This window comes from Pseudomonas sp. RW10S2 (assembly GCF_014268985.1).
In the GTDB taxonomy this organism is placed as follows: domain Bacteria; phylum Pseudomonadota; class Gammaproteobacteria; order Pseudomonadales; family Pseudomonadaceae; genus Aquipseudomonas; species Aquipseudomonas wayambapalatensis.
Genome location: NZ_JABWRO010000005.1, coordinates 38,900 through 59,817 on the forward strand (window position 1 = coordinate 38,900; position 20,918 = coordinate 59,817).

At 61.0% G+C, this 20,918-nt stretch carries 20 protein-coding genes; 15 read left to right on the forward strand and 5 right to left on the reverse strand.

Going from position 1 to position 20,918, the window contains the following annotated elements:
• Positions 1-2: 2 nt before the first annotated feature.
• The 9 genes from HU729_RS02370 (at position 3) to HU729_RS02410 (ending at position 7,499) form a co-directional block, all read left to right on the forward strand.
• Positions 3-641 (forward strand): LysE family translocator, encoded by a 639-nt coding sequence (locus HU729_RS02370; protein ID WP_186664924.1) that lies wholly within the window; start codon positions 3-5, stop codon positions 639-641.
• Between the two features lie 25 nt (positions 642-666).
• Positions 667-1,761, forward strand: coding sequence for a hypothetical protein (locus HU729_RS02375; protein ID WP_186708157.1), 1,095 nt, complete (start codon positions 667-669; stop codon positions 1,759-1,761).
• A 158-nt stretch (positions 1,762-1,919) separates the two neighbouring features.
• A complete protein-coding gene (locus tag HU729_RS02380; protein ID WP_186664928.1) occupies positions 1,920-2,615 on the forward strand; it encodes a sel1 repeat family protein in 696 nt (231 codons plus the stop codon).
• Between the two features lie 159 nt (positions 2,616-2,774).
• The gene (locus HU729_RS02385) at positions 2,775-3,611 is read left to right on the forward strand and encodes a bifunctional allantoicase/(S)-ureidoglycine aminohydrolase (protein WP_054890674.1); all 837 of its coding nucleotides are present in this window, start codon (positions 2,775-2,777) and stop codon (positions 3,609-3,611) included.
• 121 nt (positions 3,612-3,732) lie between these two features.
• Entirely contained in the window at positions 3,733-4,350 is a 618-nt protein-coding gene (locus HU729_RS02390) for an START domain-containing protein (RefSeq protein ID WP_186664932.1), read from the forward strand.
• 114 nt (positions 4,351-4,464) lie between these two features.
• Entirely contained in the window at positions 4,465-5,475 is a 1,011-nt protein-coding gene (locus HU729_RS02395) for an ABC transporter substrate-binding protein (protein WP_186664935.1), read from the forward strand.
• Positions 5,472-6,257: an ABC transporter ATP-binding protein gene (locus HU729_RS02400; protein WP_202883541.1), complete on the forward strand. Its 786-nt coding sequence runs from the start codon at positions 5,472-5,474 to the stop codon at positions 6,255-6,257. The genes HU729_RS02395 and HU729_RS02400 overlap by 4 nt, the downstream gene beginning before the upstream one ends.
• 1 nt (position 6,258) lies before the next feature.
• Positions 6,259-7,095, forward strand: a complete 837-nt coding sequence (locus HU729_RS02405) for an ABC transporter permease (protein WP_186708159.1) — start codon at positions 6,259-6,261, stop codon at positions 7,093-7,095.
• A 116-nt stretch (positions 7,096-7,211) separates the two neighbouring features.
• Positions 7,212-7,499: a hypothetical protein gene (locus HU729_RS02410; RefSeq protein ID WP_186664939.1), complete on the forward strand. Its 288-nt coding sequence runs from the start codon at positions 7,212-7,214 to the stop codon at positions 7,497-7,499.
• Between the two features lie 23 nt (positions 7,500-7,522).
• On the opposite strand, the gene HU729_RS02415 is transcribed toward HU729_RS02410, so the two are convergent.
• Positions 7,523-7,801: a DUF1652 domain-containing protein gene (locus HU729_RS02415; protein ID WP_186708161.1), complete on the reverse strand. Its 279-nt coding sequence runs from the start codon at positions 7,799-7,801 to the stop codon at positions 7,523-7,525.
• A gap of 236 nt (positions 7,802-8,037) precedes the next feature.
• Here HU729_RS02415 and HU729_RS26025 point away from each other — a divergent pair, with 236 nt between their 5' ends.
• Positions 8,038-8,265, forward strand: a complete 228-nt coding sequence (locus tag HU729_RS26025; protein ID WP_186665429.1) for a DUF6555 family protein — start codon at positions 8,038-8,040, stop codon at positions 8,263-8,265.
• A 29-nt stretch (positions 8,266-8,294) separates the two neighbouring features.
• Here HU729_RS26025 and HU729_RS02425 read toward each other — a convergent pair whose 3' ends face one another.
• Complete coding sequence (locus HU729_RS02425) at positions 8,295-9,164, reverse strand: pirin family protein (protein ID WP_186708163.1); 870 nt, start codon at positions 9,162-9,164, stop codon at positions 8,295-8,297.
• A gap of 196 nt (positions 9,165-9,360) precedes the next feature.
• Here HU729_RS02425 and HU729_RS02430 point away from each other — a divergent pair, with 196 nt between their 5' ends.
• Positions 9,361-10,416: a tetratricopeptide repeat protein gene (locus HU729_RS02430; protein ID WP_186708165.1), complete on the forward strand. Its 1,056-nt coding sequence runs from the start codon at positions 9,361-9,363 to the stop codon at positions 10,414-10,416.
• 100 nt (positions 10,417-10,516) lie between these two features.
• A complete protein-coding gene (locus tag HU729_RS02435) occupies positions 10,517-12,109 on the forward strand; it encodes a response regulator (protein ID WP_186708167.1) in 1,593 nt (530 codons plus the stop codon).
• Positions 12,110-12,115: 6 nt separating this feature from the next.
• Here HU729_RS02435 and HU729_RS02440 read toward each other — a convergent pair whose 3' ends face one another.
• Positions 12,116-14,185 carry an ATP-binding protein gene (locus HU729_RS02440; RefSeq protein WP_186708169.1) on the reverse strand — a complete coding sequence of 690 codons (2,070 nt, stop codon included), beginning with the start codon at positions 14,183-14,185 and terminating at the stop codon, positions 12,116-12,118.
• Between the two features lie 314 nt (positions 14,186-14,499).
• On the opposite strand from HU729_RS02440, the gene HU729_RS02445 reads away from it, so the two are divergent.
• On the forward strand, positions 14,500-15,282 hold the full coding sequence (locus HU729_RS02445; protein ID WP_186708171.1) for a CSS-motif domain-containing protein: 783 nt from the start codon (positions 14,500-14,502) through the stop codon (positions 15,280-15,282).
• A gap of 42 nt (positions 15,283-15,324) precedes the next feature.
• On the opposite strand, the gene hppD is transcribed toward HU729_RS02445, so the two are convergent.
• Positions 15,325-16,401: a 4-hydroxyphenylpyruvate dioxygenase gene (gene hppD / locus HU729_RS02450; protein WP_186664947.1), complete on the reverse strand. Its 1,077-nt coding sequence runs from the start codon at positions 16,399-16,401 to the stop codon at positions 15,325-15,327.
• 308 nt (positions 16,402-16,709) lie between these two features.
• Here hppD and HU729_RS02455 point away from each other — a divergent pair, with 308 nt between their 5' ends.
• Together HU729_RS02455 and rarD are read left to right on the forward strand one after the other, a co-directional pair.
• The gene (locus HU729_RS02455) at positions 16,710-18,296 is read left to right on the forward strand and encodes an EAL domain-containing protein (protein ID WP_186708173.1); all 1,587 of its coding nucleotides are present in this window, start codon (positions 16,710-16,712) and stop codon (positions 18,294-18,296) included.
• Positions 18,297-18,329: 33 nt separating this feature from the next.
• Positions 18,330-19,217 (forward strand): EamA family transporter RarD, encoded by an 888-nt coding sequence (gene rarD, locus HU729_RS02460; RefSeq protein ID WP_186708175.1) that lies wholly within the window; start codon positions 18,330-18,332, stop codon positions 19,215-19,217.
• Here rarD and HU729_RS02465 read toward each other — a convergent pair.
• Positions 19,180-20,751 (reverse strand): TerC family protein, encoded by a 1,572-nt coding sequence (locus tag HU729_RS02465; protein ID WP_186664950.1) that lies wholly within the window; start codon positions 20,749-20,751, stop codon positions 19,180-19,182. The two genes, rarD and HU729_RS02465, sit on opposite strands and share 38 nt — an antisense overlap.
• Between the last annotated feature and the right edge of the window lie 167 nt (positions 20,752-20,918).

Here is a 20,918-nt window from a genome sequence, read left to right on the forward strand (position 1 = left end):
ACGTGAATACCGCACTGACTGCTACCTACGCCCTCACCGTCCTGCTGCTGATCGCCACGCCAGGCCCGGTAGTGGCGCTGATCGTCAATACCGCTGCCGCCTCCGGTTCGCGCAAAGCCCTGTTCACCGCCGTCGGCACCAACTGGGCGTCACTGGTGCTGATTGGTGCTGCAGCCTGGATCATCATGACCAGCGCCGCCATCGACAAAGCCTGGCTCAGCGGCATGAGCCTGCTGGGCTGCCTGTTCATTGGCTACATTGCCGTGGGCACGCTGCGCGAAGCCCTGCAGCAGCAACCCCGGGAGCACGCTGCCGAAACGGTCGAAACACCGCGCAGCACTGGCCGAGGCGGCCTGCTGCAAGGTTTCATGGTGGGCATTTCCAATCCCAAGGACATCATCTTCTTCATTGCCTTCTTCCCGCAGTTCATCCAGGTCACTGAATCCTTCGAGAAGAGCATGGTAGTGCTGTCGCTGCTGTGGATCGCCATCGACTTCGCGGTTTTGAGCCTCTACATCTTCGCCATCGGCAAGATCGCCTCGCAGCGCAGCAACCGCCTGATCAGCCTGGCGTCTGGCGTCGCCCTGCTGCTGATCGCCGCGGGGGGGCTGCTCTACAACCTCAAGGAACTGGCCGCCTGAGCCCGCCCGATACCCAGGAGCGCCCATGACACCGATCGACATCACCCCGGACGTGGGCAGCGCCATTCCCCTGCGAGAAGACTACCAGCGCTTCCTGCTGCTGGGCGGACGTCGCGCGCCGCATACCCTATACGTGCATGAGCGTGGCTACCGCTCCGACACCATCAACACCGACGCCCTGGGCCTGCGCTACAGCCACTGTGCCGGCAAGCGCTTTTCACTGGCCGAGCGCGGCGGCGCGGCGCGTATCAACCTGCTGGTGGGCGGCTCTACCGCTCTGGGTATCGGCGCCAGTTCCGATGAACACACCGTGGCGTCCTACCTGTCGATGCTCACCGGCGAGATCTGGTTGAACCTGGCCGGCTGCGGTCTGAACGCGACCCAGGAGCTGCTGATGTTCCTCAGTCATCAGCATCGCCTCGGCCAGATCGGCCATGTCGTGGTCCTCAGTGGCCTCAACACCCTGGCCCAGGAAGGGCTTGGCGAAATCCTCGCAGGCGACCAGGAACCTGAAGGAGCACGGCCGTACCAGCGTTTTCTCAACAGTTTCAACGAAGGCGTGCAAATACCGGCCAAACCCGGGCGGGCCTCGTTTTGGCAGCGCCTGGGGCAAAGTCTCGCGCCCCGTCGTTCGCCACCGTCACCCTGCGCCTGGCCGCTGTCAGCGCCAGAAAAACGCCTGCTTCGTGCCGCCGATTGCATCGGCCGCACCCTGTGCCAATGGGAGCGACTACTGGCCGACAGCCATACCACCCTGACGTTCATCCTTCAGCCACTGCTGCCCTGGTGCCGCGAGCAGTTGCCCGCCAGCGAACATGCCATGCTGTCGGCGCTGGACCGTCAGCCGGGCAACTTCGACCGCTTGCTGGAGGGTGTCTACGACAGTCAATTGCATTCAACCTTCTTCCGGCGCATCAAGAGTCAGGCGCAGACCGTACCCTGCTATGACATGAACGGCATGCTCAGCAGCTCACCGGTATTCAATGAGCATCTGTTCATCGATCGTCTGCATTTCAATGATCTGGGCAACAACGCCTTGGCCAAGGTCATCACCGCAAAGCTGGGGTTGGCCCAGGAAAAGTACGCTAACCGCAAGGTCACGCCTTTCAAGCTCGTCTGACAGCAAACAAAGACTCTTTCGACAGCACCTCGGGATGGCTAGAATGATCCATCACCGCTCCCGGTCGCCCGAGGCAAACGCGTACACGTCATGAACACTCTTGCTGCCCAAACGCTTCTGGTTCGTCTCACCTGGGCGCCAGCCTGCGAGGCCCATTCGTGAGTCGAGCCGTCTTCCTTTCGGGCTTGTTCGCGGCGCTGACGCCGTTTGCCGCCCAGGCGCTCGACGTTCGCATCGATCCCCATGCCGACCTGCTCTACCGCCAGGCATTGCCATTGCTCGAGCAGGCCGACACCGAGGATGACAGCGCCAGCCCACTGCGCACAGCCGATACCAACGATCCGGAGCTCAGCCGCCAGGGCCAGGCGATGGCCCGCACATTGCCAACGGCGGTAGCCTTGCTGGAAAAGTCGGTTGCCTTGGGCCATCCCGTGGCGCAGTACCGTCTGGCGCTGTACTACATGACCTACCTGCCCGCCGGGAAGATTGCCGACGCGGCCTGTCCACTGCTCGAAGCCAGCCTGCGCCAGGGTTTCGCCCCACCAGCGACGGCGATCGCCAACTGGTGTCCGTCCTACAACACCACCCCCGCCTACCGCGAGGCGCTGGAAGCCATTCCGAGCATGGCGACCCTTTACGCCGCCTACTATCCGCAGCCCGCCACTCGCCTGGCTTGCAACCGCAGTCGTCCGCAAGGCCTGGAGCTCCAGTGGGGGCGTCAGCGTGACTACCAGGCGGAGGTCTATCGCCTGCTAGGTGAACTCGACCCACAACGGCGTCAGGCGCTGCTGCAGAAGGCGGTGGAGATCAACGGTTGCGTGGCGGCCCAGCAGCGCCTGACCAGCAATCGCTGACAGCACGGCCGCTCAGCATTCAGCAAGCAAATACCGGGTATTCCAACATTTAATTTGTGGATGCCAGGGCCTCGCCCCTATGCTGTCCGTGCATCCCCTGCGCCGCACCGGCCGGTGCGGTTCACGGCACGGGGAGAGAACAACAAGTCGAGACTGTCCATGTCGAATCACTCCTACTTCGCCCCCCACGGTGGGCACCCGGCTCAAACCGAGCTGCTGACTGACCGTGCCATGTTCACCGAGGCCTATGCCGTCATTCCCAAGGGCGTAATGCGTGACATCGTCACCAGCCACTTGCCGTTCTGGGACAAGATGCGCATGTGGGTCATCGCTCGCCCGCTGACCGGCTTTGCCGAAACCTTCTCGCAGTACATCGTCGAAGTCGCCCCTGAGGGCGGCAGCGAACGCCCTGAGCTGGACCCTAATGCCGAAGCCGTGGTGTTCGTCGTCGAAGGTGAGATCGACATCACTGTCGAAGGCAAGCACCACACCCTAGTGCCTGGCGGCTATGCCTTCCTCGCGCCAGGGGCCGAGTGGAGCCTGCGCAACAACAGCAAGGCCAACGTCACGTTCCATTGGCTGCGCAAGCACTACCAGAAGGTCGAAGGCCTGGCGGTTCCAGAATCGTTCGTCACCCACCGCGATAACGCCACGGTCATCGAGATGCCGGGCACCGAAGGACGCTGGGTCACCACCCGCTTCGTCGATATGGCCGACATGCGTCACGACATGCACGTCAACATCGTGACCTTCCAGCCAGGCGGCGTGATTCCGTTTGCCGAAACCCACGTCATGGAACACGGCCTGTATGTGCTCGAAGGCAAGGCGGTATATCGCCTCAACCAGGACTGGGTGGAAGTCGAAGCCGGTGACTTCATGTGGCTGCGTGCGTTCTGCCCGCAAGCCTGCTATTCGGGTGGTCCCGGTCCGTTCAGCTACCTGCTGTACAAGGACGTGAACCGCCACGTGCACCTGACGCTCAATCCGCAGCGCTGAGGCGCCCGCCTGCATCAACCGATCGGGGTCGGCCACGGCCCTGATCGGCGCAACACCATCTTCATGATCGTTCTGCCTGTTCCCGCGCATACTACGGTGATCCCCAGTGTGGAGCCCGAACATGCCGCAGCTCCTGTCCCGACTTCACCTCGCCCTGCTCTGCGCACTCCTGCTGCCGACGCTTGCGTTGTCTGCCGACAACTGGCGCCTCGCCCATCAGGAAAGCGGCATCGACATTTATCTTGGCGACGTCCAGGGCTCCCCCTACCAGCAATTTCGCGGCGTTGTCCGGATCAAGGCCAGTGTTCGCACCCTGAGCGACCTTCAGGAAAACCTGCGTGTCGCCTGCAAATGGTTGTATGCCTGCGCACAGATGCGCCTGCTGGAGGTCGATGGCGACAGTACCTGGGTCTACCTCACCACCGAGCTGCCTTGGCCCGCGCAACCGCGGGACATGGTCCTGCGCGTACGCACCGAGCGGCTGGACGACGGCTCGCTGGTTCGCAGGCTCAGCGCTGACCCGGAAAAGGTGCCCGAGGCCCCTGGCTTCATTCGCGTGCGCCAATTGCAAGGTGAGTGGATCATGCACCCACTGGCCGAACGCGATACCCAGGTCACCTATCGCCTGCAAGCCGATCCCGCTGGCGATGTACCGGGCTGGCTGGCCAATCGCTTTGTGGTCGACGCGCCAATGGTCACGCTCAGAACGCTGAGAGCGGTAGCCGAACGTCAACCCTGACGCTCAGTAGCCAAAGGGGTTTTAGGAGCACTCCTACACGCAATTCGGAGCGTCTCACCCTCTCACCCAAGCCTTGATGCCCTACCCTGTGAACCTCCACAACAAGGAGGTGCCATGCGCGCATTTGTTTTCAGTTGCTTGATGCTGCTGGTTGCAGCATCCGCCACGGCCAAGAAGCAACCACAGGCTCTGACCCCTGTCCACCTGGGCGTCGGTGGCCAGGCGGTCATTTATAACCTGCCGCTGACAGTCGCACTGGAGCAGGGTTATTTCCGCGATGAAGGCCTCGATGTGAAAGTCATCGACTTCACCGGTGGCGGCAAGGCGGCGCAAGCGCTGGTGGCCGATGCCGTACAGGTGGTCAGCGGTGCCTACGAGCACACCTTGCGTCTGCAGGCTCGCGGCCAGGCACTTCAGGCGTTCGTGCTGGCAAGCGAGACCCCCCAGCTCGCCATGGGCATCTCCTCCAAAACTCTGTCGAATTATCGGTCGATCGCAGACCTGCGAGGCAAGACCATCGGCATCAGTGCGCCCGGCTCCTCAACCCAGATGCTCGCCAACCGCGTGCTGGCACAGGGAGGGCTCAGCCCCGAGGACGTTGCATTTGCCACCGTTGGCACCGGCGCGACAGCCGTGCAGGCGATGCTGAGCGGCAAGATCGACGCACTGGCCAACGCCGAACCCTTGATCAGCCTGCTGGAACAACAACAGGCAATACGCCTGATCGCAGATGCGCGCACGCCAGCCGGCACCGCAGCCCTGTTCGGCGGCCCCATGCCGGCGAACACCCTCTATGCCAAAAGCACCTATATCCAGAACAACCCACAGACCATCCAAGCCCTGACCAATGCCATGCTCAAGGCACTGACCTGGCTACACGACGCCACGGATGCCGAAGTCGCCGAACTGGTGCCAACACCCTACCTGATGGGCGACGCGGCGCTTTATCGCCAGGCGTTTCGAAACATCCAGTCATCCCTCAGCGTAAACGGCCGCTTCCCTGAAGAGGGGGCGCGCAACGCCTTGCAGGCACTGCAGAGTTTCGACCCGATCATGGCCGAACGCCAGATCGACCTCCAGGCAACCTGGACCAATCAATTCGTTGATCAAGCCTTGCAACCATGACATCCACCCTCGCTCTGGAAATGCTCGACGTGGAAGCCCGCCACGATCGCTTGCTGGCATTGGCACGGGTCGATCTCACTGTACGTGAAGGTGAGTTCGTCTGCGTGCTTGGCCCTACCGGTTGCGGCAAATCGACCCTGCTCGACCTCGCCGCAGGGCTCAAACCGGCCCACGGCGGGCAGATCCGCTGCCATGGAAAACCCTTGCTCGGGTTGAACCGCCACGCCTCCTACATGTTTCAACACGATGCGCTGTTGCCGTGGCGCACGGCGCTCGACAATGTGAGCCTCCCCCTGCAACTGCGCGGCTTGGACAAGCGACACGCCAACCAGCAAGCCGCTCAATGGTTGAGGCGGGTCGGGCTGACCGACGTTCCCGATCACTACCCTCATCAATTGTCCGGCGGCATGCGCAAACGTGTTGCCCTAGCCCAGGCGCTGATCCACAACGCTTCGCTGCTGCTCATGGATGAGCCTTTCGCTGCGCTGGATGCGCAAACGCGCCAAGCCATGCAGCAATTGTTGCTCGAATTGTGGGGCGAACGACGCAAATCGGTGCTATTCGTCACCCATGATCTCGACGAAGCCATCACCCTCGCTGACCGCGTCCTGGTATTCAACGCCGGCCCCTCATCCCGGTGCATCGAAGAAATTCGAATTCCCCTGCCACGCCCACGCGACACGTTGTCACTACGCAAGGATCCCGAGTCCGCAGCCCTGTACCAGCGTCTCTGGCACGCGCTGGGGCACCTGCCTCCCACCCCCACAAACGACCGAGGCTGACATGTCGTGGACCAACCTATGGCTACTGCGCGCCGCCCTGCTGCTCGCAATGCTTTCACTCTGGTCGTGGTTGGCTGCCGACGACGATCTGGCGTTCTTTGTCGGTCACCCCCACGCAGTTCTGCAGCAACTCTGGCGCTGGTTGAGCACTGGCAACGGCTCGTTGGAGCTGTACTGGCGGGACCACCTGCTGACTACACTGAATTTTCCCGGCACGCTCTACCCTCACCTGCTGATCACACTGACCGAAACGATATTGGCTTTTTTGCTCGGACTCGCCTCAGGCTTGGCAGTCGGCCTCTGGTTAGGGCTGACCCCCACGCTGGCACGGGTATTGTCACCGTTCATCAAGGCCGCCAATGCGGTCCCCAGGTTGGTGCTGGCGCCCTTGCTGGTGATGTGGTTGGGGCTGGGCATCGCCTCGAAAGTCGCGCTGGGTATCACGCTGGTATTCTTTGCGGTGTTCTTCAATGTCTACCAGGGTGTGCGCGAGGTAAGCCCTGCATTGTTGGCTAACGTGAGACTGCTTGGCGCCAACCGTTGGCAACTGGTTCGTATCGTGTATCTGCCTGCCGCCCTAGGTTGGGTGTTTTCCAGCCTGAACACCGTCATCGGCCTGGCGTTCGTTGGGGTCGTGGTGGGTGAATACCTGGGATCGACTCGCGGAATCGGCTACCTCATCCTGCAAGCCGAGGCCACCTTCGATGTCAACACCGTGTTGGCGGGCATCATCGTTCTCACATGCTGTGCCCTGCTCTTCGATGTCTTGCTCGCCGGCCTGGAACGGCGTCTGTCAGCCTGGCGCCAGCAGCCGGACGATGAACCTGGACGGCGGTAGAAAATACCAATGGAACACCGCCCGGCCGCCGCCCTCAACATGCTTAGGTCCTTCGGAGAATTCCCCATGCAATCACTCTTTGGTGCGTATGATCACCGGACGCGCAGGCAACAGCCATGAAGATGCCCGGCCGCGCGCCCAGCAGTTGCCTGCAGCTCGACTATGTTCGCGACACGCTGTTCGGCCCGGTGGCACAGAGTGTCGAATGTCACGCTCAGCTCGCCGCTCTTGATCTACAAGGGCGTCCCGCGCTGCGCTTGCACATACACCCGCCACTTCCCGACAAGGTTGAACGTGCCCATAGCGTTACCTTCGCGTGGGAGGGACGCCGATATCGGGGGATAGTGCGGGACCGGGGCAAATGCGGCGATGGTGGTTTGAATCTGCTGCTTGAGCTGCAGTGATTCGGTCAACGGCCGGTAGCGCGCTAGAACGCTACCTTCTGCGTAGTCAGTTTGACGTCAGGGCCACGCCCTGCTCGTTGCCCCTCACGCAACTGCCAGACCAAGGCTACCAGGTCACGACAACTGTTCAGGCTGGCCAGCGGTATTCCAGTCAGCGTGTAACCCTCTTCAAGGCTCTCACCACGCCCCACGCGGATGGTCAGGTTGACGCCATCCGGGCTGCTCACCTCGCAACGATCGGGCAGACAGGCCTGCTCGATCATCTGACGCATTTCCAGCATCGAAACGCCGATCAACGACATGTCATGACCCTCTCTTCAATATTGGCCTGTGATGTAAAAGCCCTATCCACTCTAGCGAGTGAAACCGTTGCACGATGGCCCGTTCAATCGGTTACCTGGGCGATGCGACAAACGGCGGTAAAACTACCGTTCGTCGTGTTCGACGAAGATGGCGCAAACTTTATCGGCCGTCTCGATTTCACAACATCAAGCCATGGACCGTCGTGTTGCGCGTTGCGCTGAGGAATCGGGTAGCGATGATTGATGCAAAACTTTTCGTGATCGACTATGCGCTGCATGGCCAGCACAAGTCATTCATCATTCGCGCCGAGCGCATGGATAATGCCGAAGCGTGGCACTGGGCAAGCTGCGATGCCGGTGTTGGCAAGATCGGGCGCTATGGCCGAGAGAAGATCAAGAAAGTCAGCAGACCCATGGCCGAGCGCTATGGCATCAGCGAGGTAAGCTGGCGCGCTTCTGGCTGAAGGCTCCGGCTACCCCGCGTGGTGTGCTGTCAAGACGGCACCATCTGCCCAAAACGCCCTGCATGGAAGTCGTCGAATGCTTCGGCAATTTCAGCCTGGGTGTTCATTACGAAGGGGCCATAACCCACGATCGGCTCATCGATCGGCTCGCCACTGAGCAGCAATAGCGTGGCGTCCTCCAATGCAGTGACCCTGGCATGCTCACCCTCGCGCTCCAGCAACACCAGGCTGGCTGGACTGACGTCCTGCTGGTCGTTTACCTGTATCGACCCATGCAGTACGACCAGTGCGGCATTCCGCTCCTCGGCAATCGGTAATTGCAGCGTTGCCCCAGCGTTCATACGCACATCCCACACATCCATGGGCGTGAACGTCCGGGCAGGCCCCCGATGCCCCTGGTAATCACCTGCGATCACCCGCAGGCTGCCGACACCCTCGTCGAGCGCTACCTGTGGAATCTCGGCATCCAGCAGCGTCTGGTACCCCGCCGGGCTGAGTTTGTCACGTGCAGGCAGGTTGACCCACAGTTGCACCATCTCAAGGACGCCACCGCTGCGAGCAAAGGCCGGGGAATGAAATTCCTCATGAATGATGCCATTGGCTGCGGTCATCCACTGCACGTCGCCAGGACCGATCAAGCCACCGGCGCCAGTGGAGTCGCGGTGTTCGAGTTCACCCTGATAGACGATGGTCACGGTCTCGAAGCCGCGATGTGGATGCTGGCCAACCCCGCGACGGGCGTCGGTCGGTGTGAATGTATGAGGGCCGGCGTAGTCCAGCATCAGAAACGGGCTGATATGGCGTGCGAGCTGGTCGTAGGTGAAGAGGCTGCGCACGGGGAAACCATCCCCTACCCAATGGGCATGGGGGCTACGGTAAATACCCAGGATCTTTTTCATGAGATATCTCCTCTCTTGGCTGGCGAACATTCTACCGATGAAAACAATCGTGAATTAGGCGGGCAAAATAGCCTTATTCGTCTCATATGCAGGACAGTCTCCCTCTAAACCCCACGACACTAAGGCTTGCCTGGCCCCGTTGCATTTAACCGCCAGCTGCCCCAAGCTCACTCCCTCCTGACCCCCGGTACCGCTAATGCCCAAACGTCGCCGCTATCTGATCGCACTGCTGCTCGTCCTGGCGATCCCGGGGGTGATCGGTTACTTGTGGCGCGACCAGAAACCAGAGCCCTCCAGCCAGCCGCCACAGAGCTACGCCAAGGCGCTGCGCCAGGCCCACGAAGGTCTTCCGGGTGCGGCACGGGTGCTGTACCAACAGTTGCAACGCGATGACCTGCCACCTATCAGGCGTGCTGCGCTCTACGCCGAACTGCCTCACTACCCCTCCCCACAGGCGCTGAAATTGGCCCAGCAGGATCTCGACCATGGTGCCCCCCTGGTACGTCGTGCGGCGATCACCAGCATCCGGCGCCTGCTCCCACCCGCCCAACGCAGCCTGGTCCTCGGCCCTTTGCTGGAGGATGACGACCAGAGCGTACGGTTCGCCGTGGTGGATGCACTACTGGGCCTCGACCCCGATGCCATCGGCCTGTACTTCCGACCGCTGCAGGCAGCCCTTGAGCAATATCAGCAAGCACTCGAACAACAGCCCGACGATGCCGAGGCACAAGTCCACCTGGCGCGCCTGTACCTTCATGAACAGGACTATCCGCAGGCCGAAGCAGCCCTTCAGCGCAGCCTGGCTCTGGCGCCGCAGGATCTGGAGGCGCTGGCAACGCAGGTACGATTGCTGGAACGGCAAGGCCAGCACGACGCCTCCCGCGAGGTGTTGGGCAAAGCCTTGGCCCTGCGCCCTGACTCCGCGTTTCTGCAATATGAGCTGGGTCTCTGGCTCAGCCGCCACGATCAACGGGAATATGCCTTGCTGGCTTTTTCCCGTGCCGTGGAGTTGGAACCGGACAACGCCGACTATCGCTACACGCTGGCCGTCACCCTGCATGACCTTGAGCAAGTCGAAGCAGCGCAGAAGCAACTGGAAACCCTGCTCGATCGCCAGCCCGCCAATCGCCGTGCACGGGTGTTGCTGATTCGCTACTGGAAGGAAACTGGCCAATTGCAGAACGTACAAGTCTTGCTGGCCGAACTTGAGCGACAGAATCCAGACGACCCCTATTTGCAACAAGGTTTGTAGAACTCGCTTGAACCCTGACAGAACCCTGGTGGTCCAGTGGGTAGTAGCTCGCTGAATGCTCGGCTATTTCCGGCCGGGCGACTGCCATGGGAGATTTGTCTTGTCCGGTTCGTTGTCGTTGGACGAACGCACCCTCATCCTCGCACCCGAGCAGGTTGCAGCGACCGCTGCCAAACTGTTGTCTGGAAGCGGTATCGCGTGCCTGTGCACAGGCGACAAGGACCGTTTCGGCCTATGGCTGGCCGAGGGTGTCGCCGTGGTAATCGTCGACCTGCAGACCTTGACCGATGACCCGCAGTCGCCCCTGCACCGGTTCATCGATGAGCAACCGGAGTGGTCAGATCTGCCGGTATTGCTGCTGAACACCCACGCGACGACCGACAATGGTTCGATGCCTCAACGGTTGGGCAACCTGTCGCACCTGAGCTACCCCTTCGATGAACAACAACTGCTGGATGCGGCGAACCAGGCCCTGCGCGCTCGACGTCGTCAGTACATGGCGCGCAATGCGCTGAGCGCGCTGCGCGAGCGCCTGGACAGTCAACAGGCTGACGGCCAGGCCCGGCACCAGACACGCAAGATGGAAGCCATCGGTCAGTTGGCAGGCGGCGTTGCCCATGACTTCAATAACCTGCTGACCAGCATTGGTGGCAGCTTTGAATTGATCGACAGGCGTCTGCAGCAAGGGCGTACCGAAGGGCTCGACAAAGTCCTGCGCATGGGCCAGGACGCCGTAGCCCGCGCAGCAATGCTGACCCACAGGCTACTGGCTTTTTCTTCCCGTCAATCGCTGCAGAGCCAAGCAGTGGACCTGCATGCCTTGCTGCAGCCTGCGCGGCTGCAGGCGACACTGGGCAACTCGGTGAAACTATCCTTGCGCATGGCGGACGCACTCTGGCCAGTCCAGGCAGACGACAAGCAGTTGCGCGAATCGTTGGACAACCTGCTGGTCAACGCCCGTGAAGCCATGCCCAGTGGTGGGCATTTGTCCATCGAAGCCCGCAATCAGCATATCGACGCGGAACAGTTTGAGGGCGCGGGCCTGAGCAGTGGTGACTACCTGCAACTGACCTTCAGCGACACTGGCCAGGGCATGTCACACGCCACCCTGGAACATGCCTTCGAACCCTTTTTCAGTACCAAGCCTGTGGGCCAGGGCATAGGCCTGGGCTTGTCGATGGTCTACGGATTCAGCAAGCAGTCCCACGGCCATGTCACGATGGAAAGCCAGATTGGCCAGGGCACACGGGTCGATCTCTACCTGCCACGCTGCCTGAGCACCCCACCGCAGGCCTTGGAAGTTGCAAGCACGCCCATCGCAGGAAGCTGCCGCGAGGTGCTGATCGTGGAGGACGACCGCGAAGTGCGCGAGCTGCTCTGCCAAGCGCTGCGCGATGACGGTTTTCCATGCCAGAGCGCCTGCGACGCTACGCAGGCGCTGAATCTTTTGCGCTCTTCACAGCCCATTGCGCTGCTTATCAGCGATGTCGGGCTGCCAGGCATGAATGGCCGACAGCTGGCCGAGATTGCCCGCGCACTACGCCCGAGCCTGCCGGTCCTGTTCATTACCGGCTACGCGGAAACGGCCATGTCCCGCGAGGGCTTCCTCGACCCAGGCATGCAATTGATCTGCAAACCCTTCGAGTTGCACCAACTGAGCCAGCGCGTAGCGCAGATGCTCGGCGAGGCATGATCGCCGTCACGGCTCAAGCATCCGCTGAACCTGGACCGCGAGGCTCTCGAGCGAGAATGGCTTGAGCATCAGTGCTGTTCCCGGCTGGTCGAGAAGGCTGCGCTCGATGGGCTGCGCGGTATAGCCGGTAATGAACAGGATTTTCTGCAGGGGTTTGGCCTGGCGAATCGTCTTGCCCACCTGGCGTCCGCTCATACCACCCGGCAACCCGATATCCGTGATCACCAGATCGAAGAGACCACCCTCACGATAGCGCTCCAATGCCATACCGGCATCGCCGGCTTCGGTGACGTCAAAGCCATGTTCTACCAGCACCTCCTTCATCAAGGCCCGCAAATTGACCTCGTCATCGACCAACAGTATTCGCTCACTCCTGCCACGCTTCAACACAGGCGCCTCCACCCCTTCACTGACCACCGGCAACTCGCCTGGGTGGCGCGGGAACAGAAGGGTAACCTGGGTGCCTTTCCCTGGCATCGACTGGATCCACACATAGCCCCCAGACTGGCGGGCAAACCCATAGATCATCTGCAGCCCGAGCCCGGCGCCACGACCTTTGGGCTTAGTAGTGAAGAACGGCTCGAACGCACGGCTTACGACGTCTGCGGGCATACCCTGCCCCTCGTCTTCGACATGAATGGCGACATAATCCCCAGCTGGGATGCTTTCACCGTGCTTATCCCCACTCACAAATCGTTCGTTGGCCGTCCGGATGGTCAGGCGACCCCGTTCAACGACCGCATCCTGGGCATTGCTGCACAGATTGAGAATCGCGACTTCCAACTGCCCAGGATCCACCTGCACTGGCCAGGGCGCGAGATCCAGTTGCCAGTTCAGTACGAACTCGGGCCCGAGTGCCTGATGAATCAATGGTTCAAGGCCGCGCAACAGGCTATTCACATCGAGTAGACGCGGCTGCAGTGGCTGGCTGCTGGAAAATGCCAATAGCCGATGGGTCAACGCCATCGCACGCTGTACCGAATCCCGCGCCACATGCACGTACTCGTCGATGCGCTCCAGGCGCCCCTGGCCCAAGCGGCGCTGGAGCAACTCCAGGCTACCGCCAATGCCCGCCAACAAGTTATTCATCTCGTGCGCCATGCCGCCTGCCAATTGGCCAACGGTTTCCATTCGTTGACTATCGCGCAGCAGGTTCTCGGCCTCGCGCAAGATCGTCGTGCGCTCTTCGGTAATATCCCGCCCTACCGCAATCAGTACATCACCCTCGGGCCGCGCACTCCAACTCATCCAACGGTAGTACCCATCCTTGTGCCTGAGCCGCGATTCCACCTGTTCGACGACCTCGCCAAGCAGCAGCTCATTGATCGCCAGCCGGACCTCCGCACGATCAGCGGGATGGACAAAATCGACGACCGTGATCGCGCTCAATGACTGCTGGTCCCATCCCAACACGCGACGCCACGCGTCGTTCGCGGCCAGCAGTTCAAGATCGCGGCTGACGATGATCATCGCATCCCGTGAAAAGCGCCAGAGATAGTCGCTATTGGGCAGATGACATCCGATCTGTTGCTGGAAGCCCTGCGCCAGTTCACGCCACTGGCGGATTTGCTCCACGCTGGCGGTGGTATTGATCGCTGTGTGCAAAATCCCGGCGACCACGCCTTGCTCATCATGCAGGGGGGCGTAGCCGAACGCGAACCAGGCATAGTCACCGTTCTCCCGATAACGCACCTGGAGGGGGGATTCGTCGACAAAGCTGGCGCGCCCGTCCAGTGCCTGGAACACCCGTGGGCCAATGCGTTCCCATTCGACCTGCCACAGCTGATCGAAGCGCACGCCCACCTGGGACTGGTCGTCAGCCAGCAATGCCAGGTAGTTCTGGCTGGGAATCAGGGTCAGTTCCTTACCCCAGGCCAGCGCACAGGGAAACGGCGACAACAGCATGATATCCACCGCGATGCGCAGCGAGGGAGGCCATTGCGATAGTGCCCCCAACGGTGTGCTGCCCCAGTCGAAGCGGAGAATATGCTCAGCGCGCACCTCGACCGAAGACGACGGAGGAACCAGATGAATGACTTGTGTGGCGCTCCTTTGCGCCTGTTCGTCAGCAGCCAAGAACAATGCTCCTGGCAGACAGGGTTTCCGAATCCATGGCAACTCCTGAAGATCATGAAGTATCTGAAGGCTAGCACATCGCTATATAGGCCGCCCCGAACACGATTCTGCTGATCAGTCTGCGCTTGTACCTGTCATCAGGTCTGTTTCACAAGCGCTGGCCACTGACCAAGTGGTCTAGCGACTACATCAGGCGTAATCAATCGCACAGATAAGAGATGGTTTGTGCCTATCCGTTCACGACATGACTTACAGCGCCACCAAGGGGCCCAGAGCAAGCTTCTCCCTACATCAAAGCGATAGGGAGAAGTTCGATGAGCATATCCAGGCATCTGAGCCACCGCATGACAAATCTCATGGTCTCCATGCTGATCGGCACAGCCCCTGTGATCTCGGGTTTGGTGGTCATGGACTACCAATTTAACAAACAGCTCGAGGAAAACGCGAAGGTATCCATCGAAGAAGCAGTGTTCGCTATCGATCGTGTCTTCGATAGCCTGCATCGCGCGGCACTGCACGCGCAGCCGCTGGGCACCCGGCCATGCAAGGAGGTTCAACAGGAACTGGAAAGCCAGGCCAGACGCAACCCGCGGGTTCACTCGTTGGTGCTGACCCGCAACGATGCCGGGTTTTGCAGCAGCCTGGGCACAAAACCCTTGCACACGCCTCGCTTCGCGAAGGGCGAATACCTGCGACTCAACATGAATTCACCGACCATCCCCAATGGTGTACTCGTGGAGTACCGCTTGGTCGCCGACACCCATGCGGTAATCGCCAGCACCTACGGGCTTGAACTGCGTAACGAACTGCGCGGCTTCAAGGACGGGCTTGTATTGCTGCTGGAGTTTGGCGGCCTCTACCTCTGGGCCGAAGGTGACAGCCGTGACGCAGGACGCCCCTCGCTGTCGGAGTTCCCCCAGAACGGGGGCTCGGAAAAGTACGGTTACATGATCAGAGCAGGTTACCCCGCCGGTTTTACCGCTCGTGAGGCACGACAGGTCAAGACAAATATCATGCCGTCCCTTGTGCTCATCGGCCTGTTCACCTCGGTGCTCGTACTCTGGAGCCTCTTGCGTAACCGGAACCCAGTCAAATAAGGCGTTGCCGGTCATTGACCGGTAACGCCCTGTTCTCAAGGCTTATTCGACGTTCAGCACACCGCGCCGGACCTGGTCGCGCTCGATGGACTCGAATAGAGCCTTGAAATTACCTTCGCCAAAGCCATCGTCACCTTTGCGCTGGATGAATTCGAAGAACACCGGCCCCAGCAGGGTCTCCGAGAAGATCTGCAACAACAGGCGCTTGTCGCCTGGCGCGGACGCACCATCGAGCAGAATACCCCGAGCCTGCAACTGGTCGACCGGCTCGCCGTGCCCCGGCAGGCGCTCTTCGAGCATCTCGTAGTAAGTTTGTGGCGGCGGGGTCATGAAGCGTGTGCCGATGGCCTTCAGGGCATCCCAGGTCTTGAGCAGGTCGTCGGTGAGGAAGGCTACGTGCTGAATGCCTTCGCCGTTGAACTGCATCAGGAACTCTTCGATCTGGCCCGATCCCTTCGACGATTCCTCGTTCAGCGGAATACGGATCATGCCGTCCGGCGCAGTCATGGCACGTGAGGTCAACCCGGTGTACTCGCCCTTGATGTCGAAGTAGCGGATCTCGCGGAAGTTGAACAGCTTCTCGTAGAAGCCAGCCCAATAGCTCATTCGCCCGCGGTAGACGTTGTGCGTGAGGTGATCGATAATCTTCAGCCCCGCGCCTGCCGGATTGCGGTCGATGCCTTCGATAAAGTTGAAGTCGATGTCATAGATCGAGCTGCCTTCCTCGAAGCGGTCGATCAGGTACAGCGGCGCACCGCCGATACCCTTGATCGCTGGCAGCCGCAGCTCCATCGGGCCGGTTTCGATTTCCACCGGCTGGGCCCCCAGCTCCAGTGCACGGGCATAGGCTTCATGCGCATTGCGCACGCGGAATGCCATGCCGCAGACGGACGGGCCATGCTCGGCAGCAAAGTACGAAGCGATGCTCTTGGGTTCGTTGTTCAGGATCAGGTTGATGCCACCCTGGCGATAAAGGTGGACATCCTTGGAGCGGTGAGTCGCCACCTTGGTGAAGCCCAGTGCCTGGAATACCGGCTCCAGCACACCAGGCGTGGGCGAAGCGAACTCGATGAACTCAAAGCCCATCAGGCCCATCGGGTTGTCGAAGATATCAGCCATGTTCGTGTCCTCATCTACAGCAGAAAAAACGGTGTCAAACGCTTGGGATGTCGGACAGACAAGGTGGTGAGCAGGGAATACCCCTCACGCTGCGGGAGAGAAAATCGCCAAAGAGCAGCTTGAACCCGTGATATGCCATATGAACCTGGTCTCGGCTGGGTCGGCCTCCCAGGAGGGGAAGACCTTATTCTTGTATTCGTAAACTGATTCTACAGGGCGTAATTTCCTTTGTCGCGCTTTAGTTCGGCAATGTGCCGAAGGTCCGAGCTATCCTTGTGCTACCACCAGCCATTCAAGTCTAGACCCGCATGCCTCTTACGGTTAAACGCTCTGCCCGCTGGAGCTGGCGCAGTCTGCTGCCCTGGGCCGTCGGCGCACTGCCAATGCTGTGCGGCCTGGCGATCATGCACTGGCAGATCGAACGCGACCTGCGAGAGAACAGCCAGGCTACCGTGCAGCAGGTCGTCAGCCACATGGGGCGTATCCTGGGCGGGCTCTCCACGGCAGCACAAGCACTGTTGCCTCTGGCTGGACGCCCTTGTAGCGAAGTCACACTGGCCCTGCGCGAGCAAGTGACACGCAATGCGTTCGTGCGCTCAACCAACCTGTTCGACCACGACACCCTGTATTGCTCCTCGCTGTTCGGCGATTACGACGAACCGGTCAACACCCTCGACTACACTGAGGGCCAGCTATGGCTGATGGATGGCAACTCGGTCACGCCGGGCCATCCGCTGTTGGTGTATCGCACCGGTCAAGAGGGCCGCGGCGCCATCGTAACGCTCGACGGCGACCACCTGCTGACGGCCCTGCGCCTGATCGCCGATGACGAAACCCTGCAGATTCAGATCGGCAAGCATTGGTTGAGCGCCGATGGCCTGGTCCATACCGGCGTCCCCCCAACAGCCCCCAGCGCACCAGTCTCTCAACATTCGGTGCGCTACCCGTTCAGCGTCCATGGAGGCTACGGCCCGGACAAACCGATGGAAGTGCTGCGCAGCCAGTACCCGGCGCTGCTCAGTCTTCTATTGGTCATCGGTGTACTTATCGGTCTGGCCTGTCGCTGGCAACTGCGACGCGCCTCGTCGTCAAGGGCCGAGTTGAACCGGGCGCTGGAGGCGAACGAGTTCATCCCATACTTTCAGCCGGTGGTGCGCAAGGGTGACTACCGCTGGGCCGGTGCCGAAGTGTTGATGCGCTGGCAACATCCGCACGAAGGATTGGTACGCCCCGATCTGTTCATCCCCTACGCCGAGCACAGTGGGCAGATCGTGCCCATGACCCGTGCCCTGATGCTGCTTACCGCCCAAGGCCTGGCGCCCTATTCGGCGCTGATGGAGGACGGCTTCCACATTGGCATCAACATCACCGCCGACCACTGTCGCGACCTGCGACTGCTTGACGATTGCCGCACCTTTCTCCAGCATTTTCCACCTGGCCGGGTGGTCCTGACCCTGGAGCTGACCGAGCGCAAATTGATCGAAGCGACGCCGATCACCTTGGAGCTGTTCGAAAAGCTCCACCAGATGGGCGTGATGATTGCCCTGGACGACTTCGGCACCGGCCAGTCCAGCCTCAACTACCTGCGCCAGTTCAAGATCGACTACCTGAAGATCGACCAGAGTTTCGTCGCCATGATCGGCAGCGATGCGCTGTCGCAGCACATCCTCGACACCATCATCGAACTGTCGACCAAGCTGGGGCTCGGCATGGTCGCCGAGGGCGTGGAAACCGACGTTCAGCGTGATTACCTGGCGCGCCACCAGGTGGACTTCCAACAGGGCTACCTGTATGCCCGGCCAATGCCGCTGGAAGAATTCCTGAAGGCGCTCGCTGCACAGCCCGCCAGCTTGCGGTTGCCCCAGGGCGTGCCCCCTGAGATCATGCCCGGCTGATTCGTCCGCTCACCTTCTGCAACCGAGGCTTTCGTGTCAAAAGGCATCATCTCGTCTGTCATGGCATCCTGTCTGTTCGCCGTGATGTACTTCTATACCTCCATGCTCGCGCCGCTCGACGGCGAGGAGATCTTCGGCTGGCGCACCCTGCTGACCCTGCCATGCCTTACCCTGTTCATGCTGCTCAGCAAGGACTGGAGGCATGTCGGCGAACTGTTGGCACGTGTTCGCCAGGCCCCTCGTCTGTTCCTGGGCATGGTTGGCACGTCATGGCTGCTGGGAGTCCAGTTGTGGCTGTTCCTCTGGGCGCCGCTGCACGGGCGTAGCCTGGAGGTGTCGATGGGGTATTTCCTGCTGCCGCTGGCCATGGTCCTGACCGGCAGGGTGGCTTATGGCGAGCGCCTGTCACGCCTGCAGAAGCTGGCAGTAGGCTGCGCGGCACTTGGCGTCGGTCACGAGCTCTACCAGCATGGCAGTTTCGCCTGGGAGACCTTGGTGGTGGTGATCGGCTACCCGATCTATTTCGTGCTGCGCCGACGCTGCCGCACCGACCACCTGGGTGGCTTGTGGTGCGACATGTGCCTGCTGCTGCCATGGGCCTTGTACTTCGTGATCCAGGGCCCGCTGTCGAGCGCCGACCTGGCTGCACATCCAGGCCTGTATGGCCTGATCCCACTGCTGGGCGCGATCAGCGCTTCGGCGCTGATCGTCTACGTGCTCGCCAGTCGCCTGCTGCCATTCGGCCTGTTCGGCTTGCTCAGCTACGTCGAACCGGTGCTGCTGGTCGGCGTAGCCTTGCTCCTGGGCGAGAGCATCGCGCCTGACCAGTGGCTGACCTACCTGCCGATCTGGGCTGCGGTGCTGGTACTGGTGCTCGAAGGCATCAAGCACCTGCTGCGTCAGCGACGTCGCTCGGTGTAAGGCGCACCTGGCGTACCCGGCGCTCCTCCACTGCCACTACCGTCATGGTCCAACCGTTCCAGGCCAGTCGATCGCCCACCACCGGCAGACGATCGAGCAGGCTCATCACCAGGCCGGCCAGGGTCTGGTAATCCTCGGTGGCGCGGGCGACAAAGCCGGTGCGCGCCTGGACCTGGCTCAGGTTCAGAGCACCACTGACCACGAAACCGCCCGCCTCCTCGACGATCCCCGGCCCTTCCACCTCACTGGCGTCCGGCAATTCGCCAGCGATGGACTCGAGGATATCGGTCATGGTCAGCACGCCGGTGAAGTCACCAAATTCGTTGACCACGAAGGCGATGTGAGTGGACTGACCACGCATCTGCTCCAACGCGTTGAGAATACTGAAACTCTCCAGCAGGTTCAGCGGCGTACGCACCATGCTTTCAAGGTCTGGCTGGTTGCCCGAGAGCAACTCCTTGAGCAACTCCTTCTTGTGCACGAAGCCCAGCGGCTCATCGATACGACCGTCACGAATCAGGGGCAGTCGCGAGTAGGGCGAGTTGACCAAGGCCTGGGTAATGACCTCATCCGGCAGAGCCAGATCAATCGCATCCACCTCGGCACGCACGGTCATCACGGTGCGGATCGGTCGCTCGGCCAGGTTCAGCACACCGCTGATCATCACCCGCTCGCGGCGGTCGAACAGCACCTGTTCGTCCCCCCCTTCGACCAGGTCGGCGATTTCCTCGCCCACCTCGTCAGCCTCCATCCGTCGACCACCCAGCAAACGCAGCACCGCATGGGCCGTGCGCTCACGCAGCGGCTTGTGCTGTTGCAGGCTGCGTTTGCGGCGGGCCCTTGCCACCTGGTTGAACAGCTCGATCAGGATCGAGAAACCGATCGCCGCATACAGATAGCCTTTGGGGATATGGAAGCCCAGGCCTTCGGCAGTCAGGCTGAAACCGATCATCATCAGGAAGCCCAGGCACAGCATGATCACCGTCGGGTGGGCGTTGACGAAACGGGTCAGCGGCTTGCTGGCAACGATCATGATGCCGATGGAGAAGATCACTGCGATCATCATCACCGAGAGCTGCTCGACCATGCCCACGGCCGTGATTACCGCATCCAGCGAGAACACCGCATCGAGCACGACGATCTGCGCGACGATCGGCCAGAAGGCAGCGTGACGCACAACACCGGTACTCTGGGCCACATGCCCTTCCAGACGCTCGTGCAACTCCATGGTGGCCTTGAACAACAGGAACACACCACCGAACAGCATGATCAGGTCACGGCCAGAGAAGCTCTTGCCCCAGACCTCGAACAGCGGCGCGGTCAGCGTCACCATCCACGAGATGGAGGCAAGCAGGCCCAGGCGCATCAGCAAGGCCAAGGTCAGGCCGATCACCCGGGCACGGTCGCGCTGATGCGGCGGCAACTTGTCGGCGAGGATGGCGATGAACACCAGATTGTCGATACCCAGCACCAGCTCAAGGACGATAAGCGTCAGCAGGCCTAGCCAGGCTGTAGGGTCAGCTAGCCATTCCATTAGCGGGTACTCTCGGGAGAGACGTCACGAAGACGCGGAAAGGATGGCCAGGACGGCCGAGGACTAGGGGGCTCCGCGAAGGTGCTCATAGATACCTTGATAGAAATTTGGGAAGGTGATCCTACAATCGAAGCAGGTTTTTCTGACAGTGTGAAACTATTACAAAA

What these genes read in the sequence shown, in the direction of transcription:
- HU729_RS02445 (WP_186708171.1), top strand. Translation starts at nt 14,500, where the DNA reads ATGAGCATATCCAGGCATCTGAGCCACCGCATGACAAATCTCATGGTC.
- HU729_RS02405 (WP_186708159.1), top strand. Translation starts at nt 6,259, where the DNA reads ATGTCGTGGACCAACCTATGGCTACTGCGCGCCGCCCTGCTGCTCGCA.
- HU729_RS02415 (WP_186708161.1), bottom strand. Translation starts at nt 7,801, where the DNA reads ATGTCGTTGATCGGCGTTTCGATGCTGGAAATGCGTCAGATGATCGAG.
- HU729_RS02455 (WP_186708173.1), top strand. Translation starts at nt 16,710, where the DNA reads ATGCCTCTTACGGTTAAACGCTCTGCCCGCTGGAGCTGGCGCAGTCTG.
- HU729_RS02390 (WP_186664932.1), top strand. Translation starts at nt 3,733, where the DNA reads ATGCCGCAGCTCCTGTCCCGACTTCACCTCGCCCTGCTCTGCGCACTC.
- HU729_RS02395 (WP_186664935.1), top strand. Translation starts at nt 4,465, where the DNA reads ATGCGCGCATTTGTTTTCAGTTGCTTGATGCTGCTGGTTGCAGCATCC.
- hppD (WP_186664947.1), bottom strand. Translation starts at nt 16,401, where the DNA reads ATGGCTGATATCTTCGACAACCCGATGGGCCTGATGGGCTTTGAGTTC.
- HU729_RS02465 (WP_186664950.1), bottom strand. Translation starts at nt 20,751, where the DNA reads ATGGAATGGCTAGCTGACCCTACAGCCTGGCTAGGCCTGCTGACGCTT.
- HU729_RS26025 (WP_186665429.1), top strand. Translation starts at nt 8,038, where the DNA reads ATGATTGATGCAAAACTTTTCGTGATCGACTATGCGCTGCATGGCCAG.
- HU729_RS02375 (WP_186708157.1), top strand. Translation starts at nt 667, where the DNA reads ATGACACCGATCGACATCACCCCGGACGTGGGCAGCGCCATTCCCCTG.
- HU729_RS02410 (WP_186664939.1), top strand. Translation starts at nt 7,212, where the DNA reads ATGAAGATGCCCGGCCGCGCGCCCAGCAGTTGCCTGCAGCTCGACTAT.
- HU729_RS02425 (WP_186708163.1), bottom strand. Translation starts at nt 9,164, where the DNA reads ATGAAAAAGATCCTGGGTATTTACCGTAGCCCCCATGCCCATTGGGTA.
- HU729_RS02385 (WP_054890674.1), top strand. Translation starts at nt 2,775, where the DNA reads ATGTCGAATCACTCCTACTTCGCCCCCCACGGTGGGCACCCGGCTCAA.
- HU729_RS02400 (WP_202883541.1), top strand. Translation starts at nt 5,472, where the DNA reads ATGACATCCACCCTCGCTCTGGAAATGCTCGACGTGGAAGCCCGCCAC.
- HU729_RS02430 (WP_186708165.1), top strand. Translation starts at nt 9,361, where the DNA reads ATGCCCAAACGTCGCCGCTATCTGATCGCACTGCTGCTCGTCCTGGCG.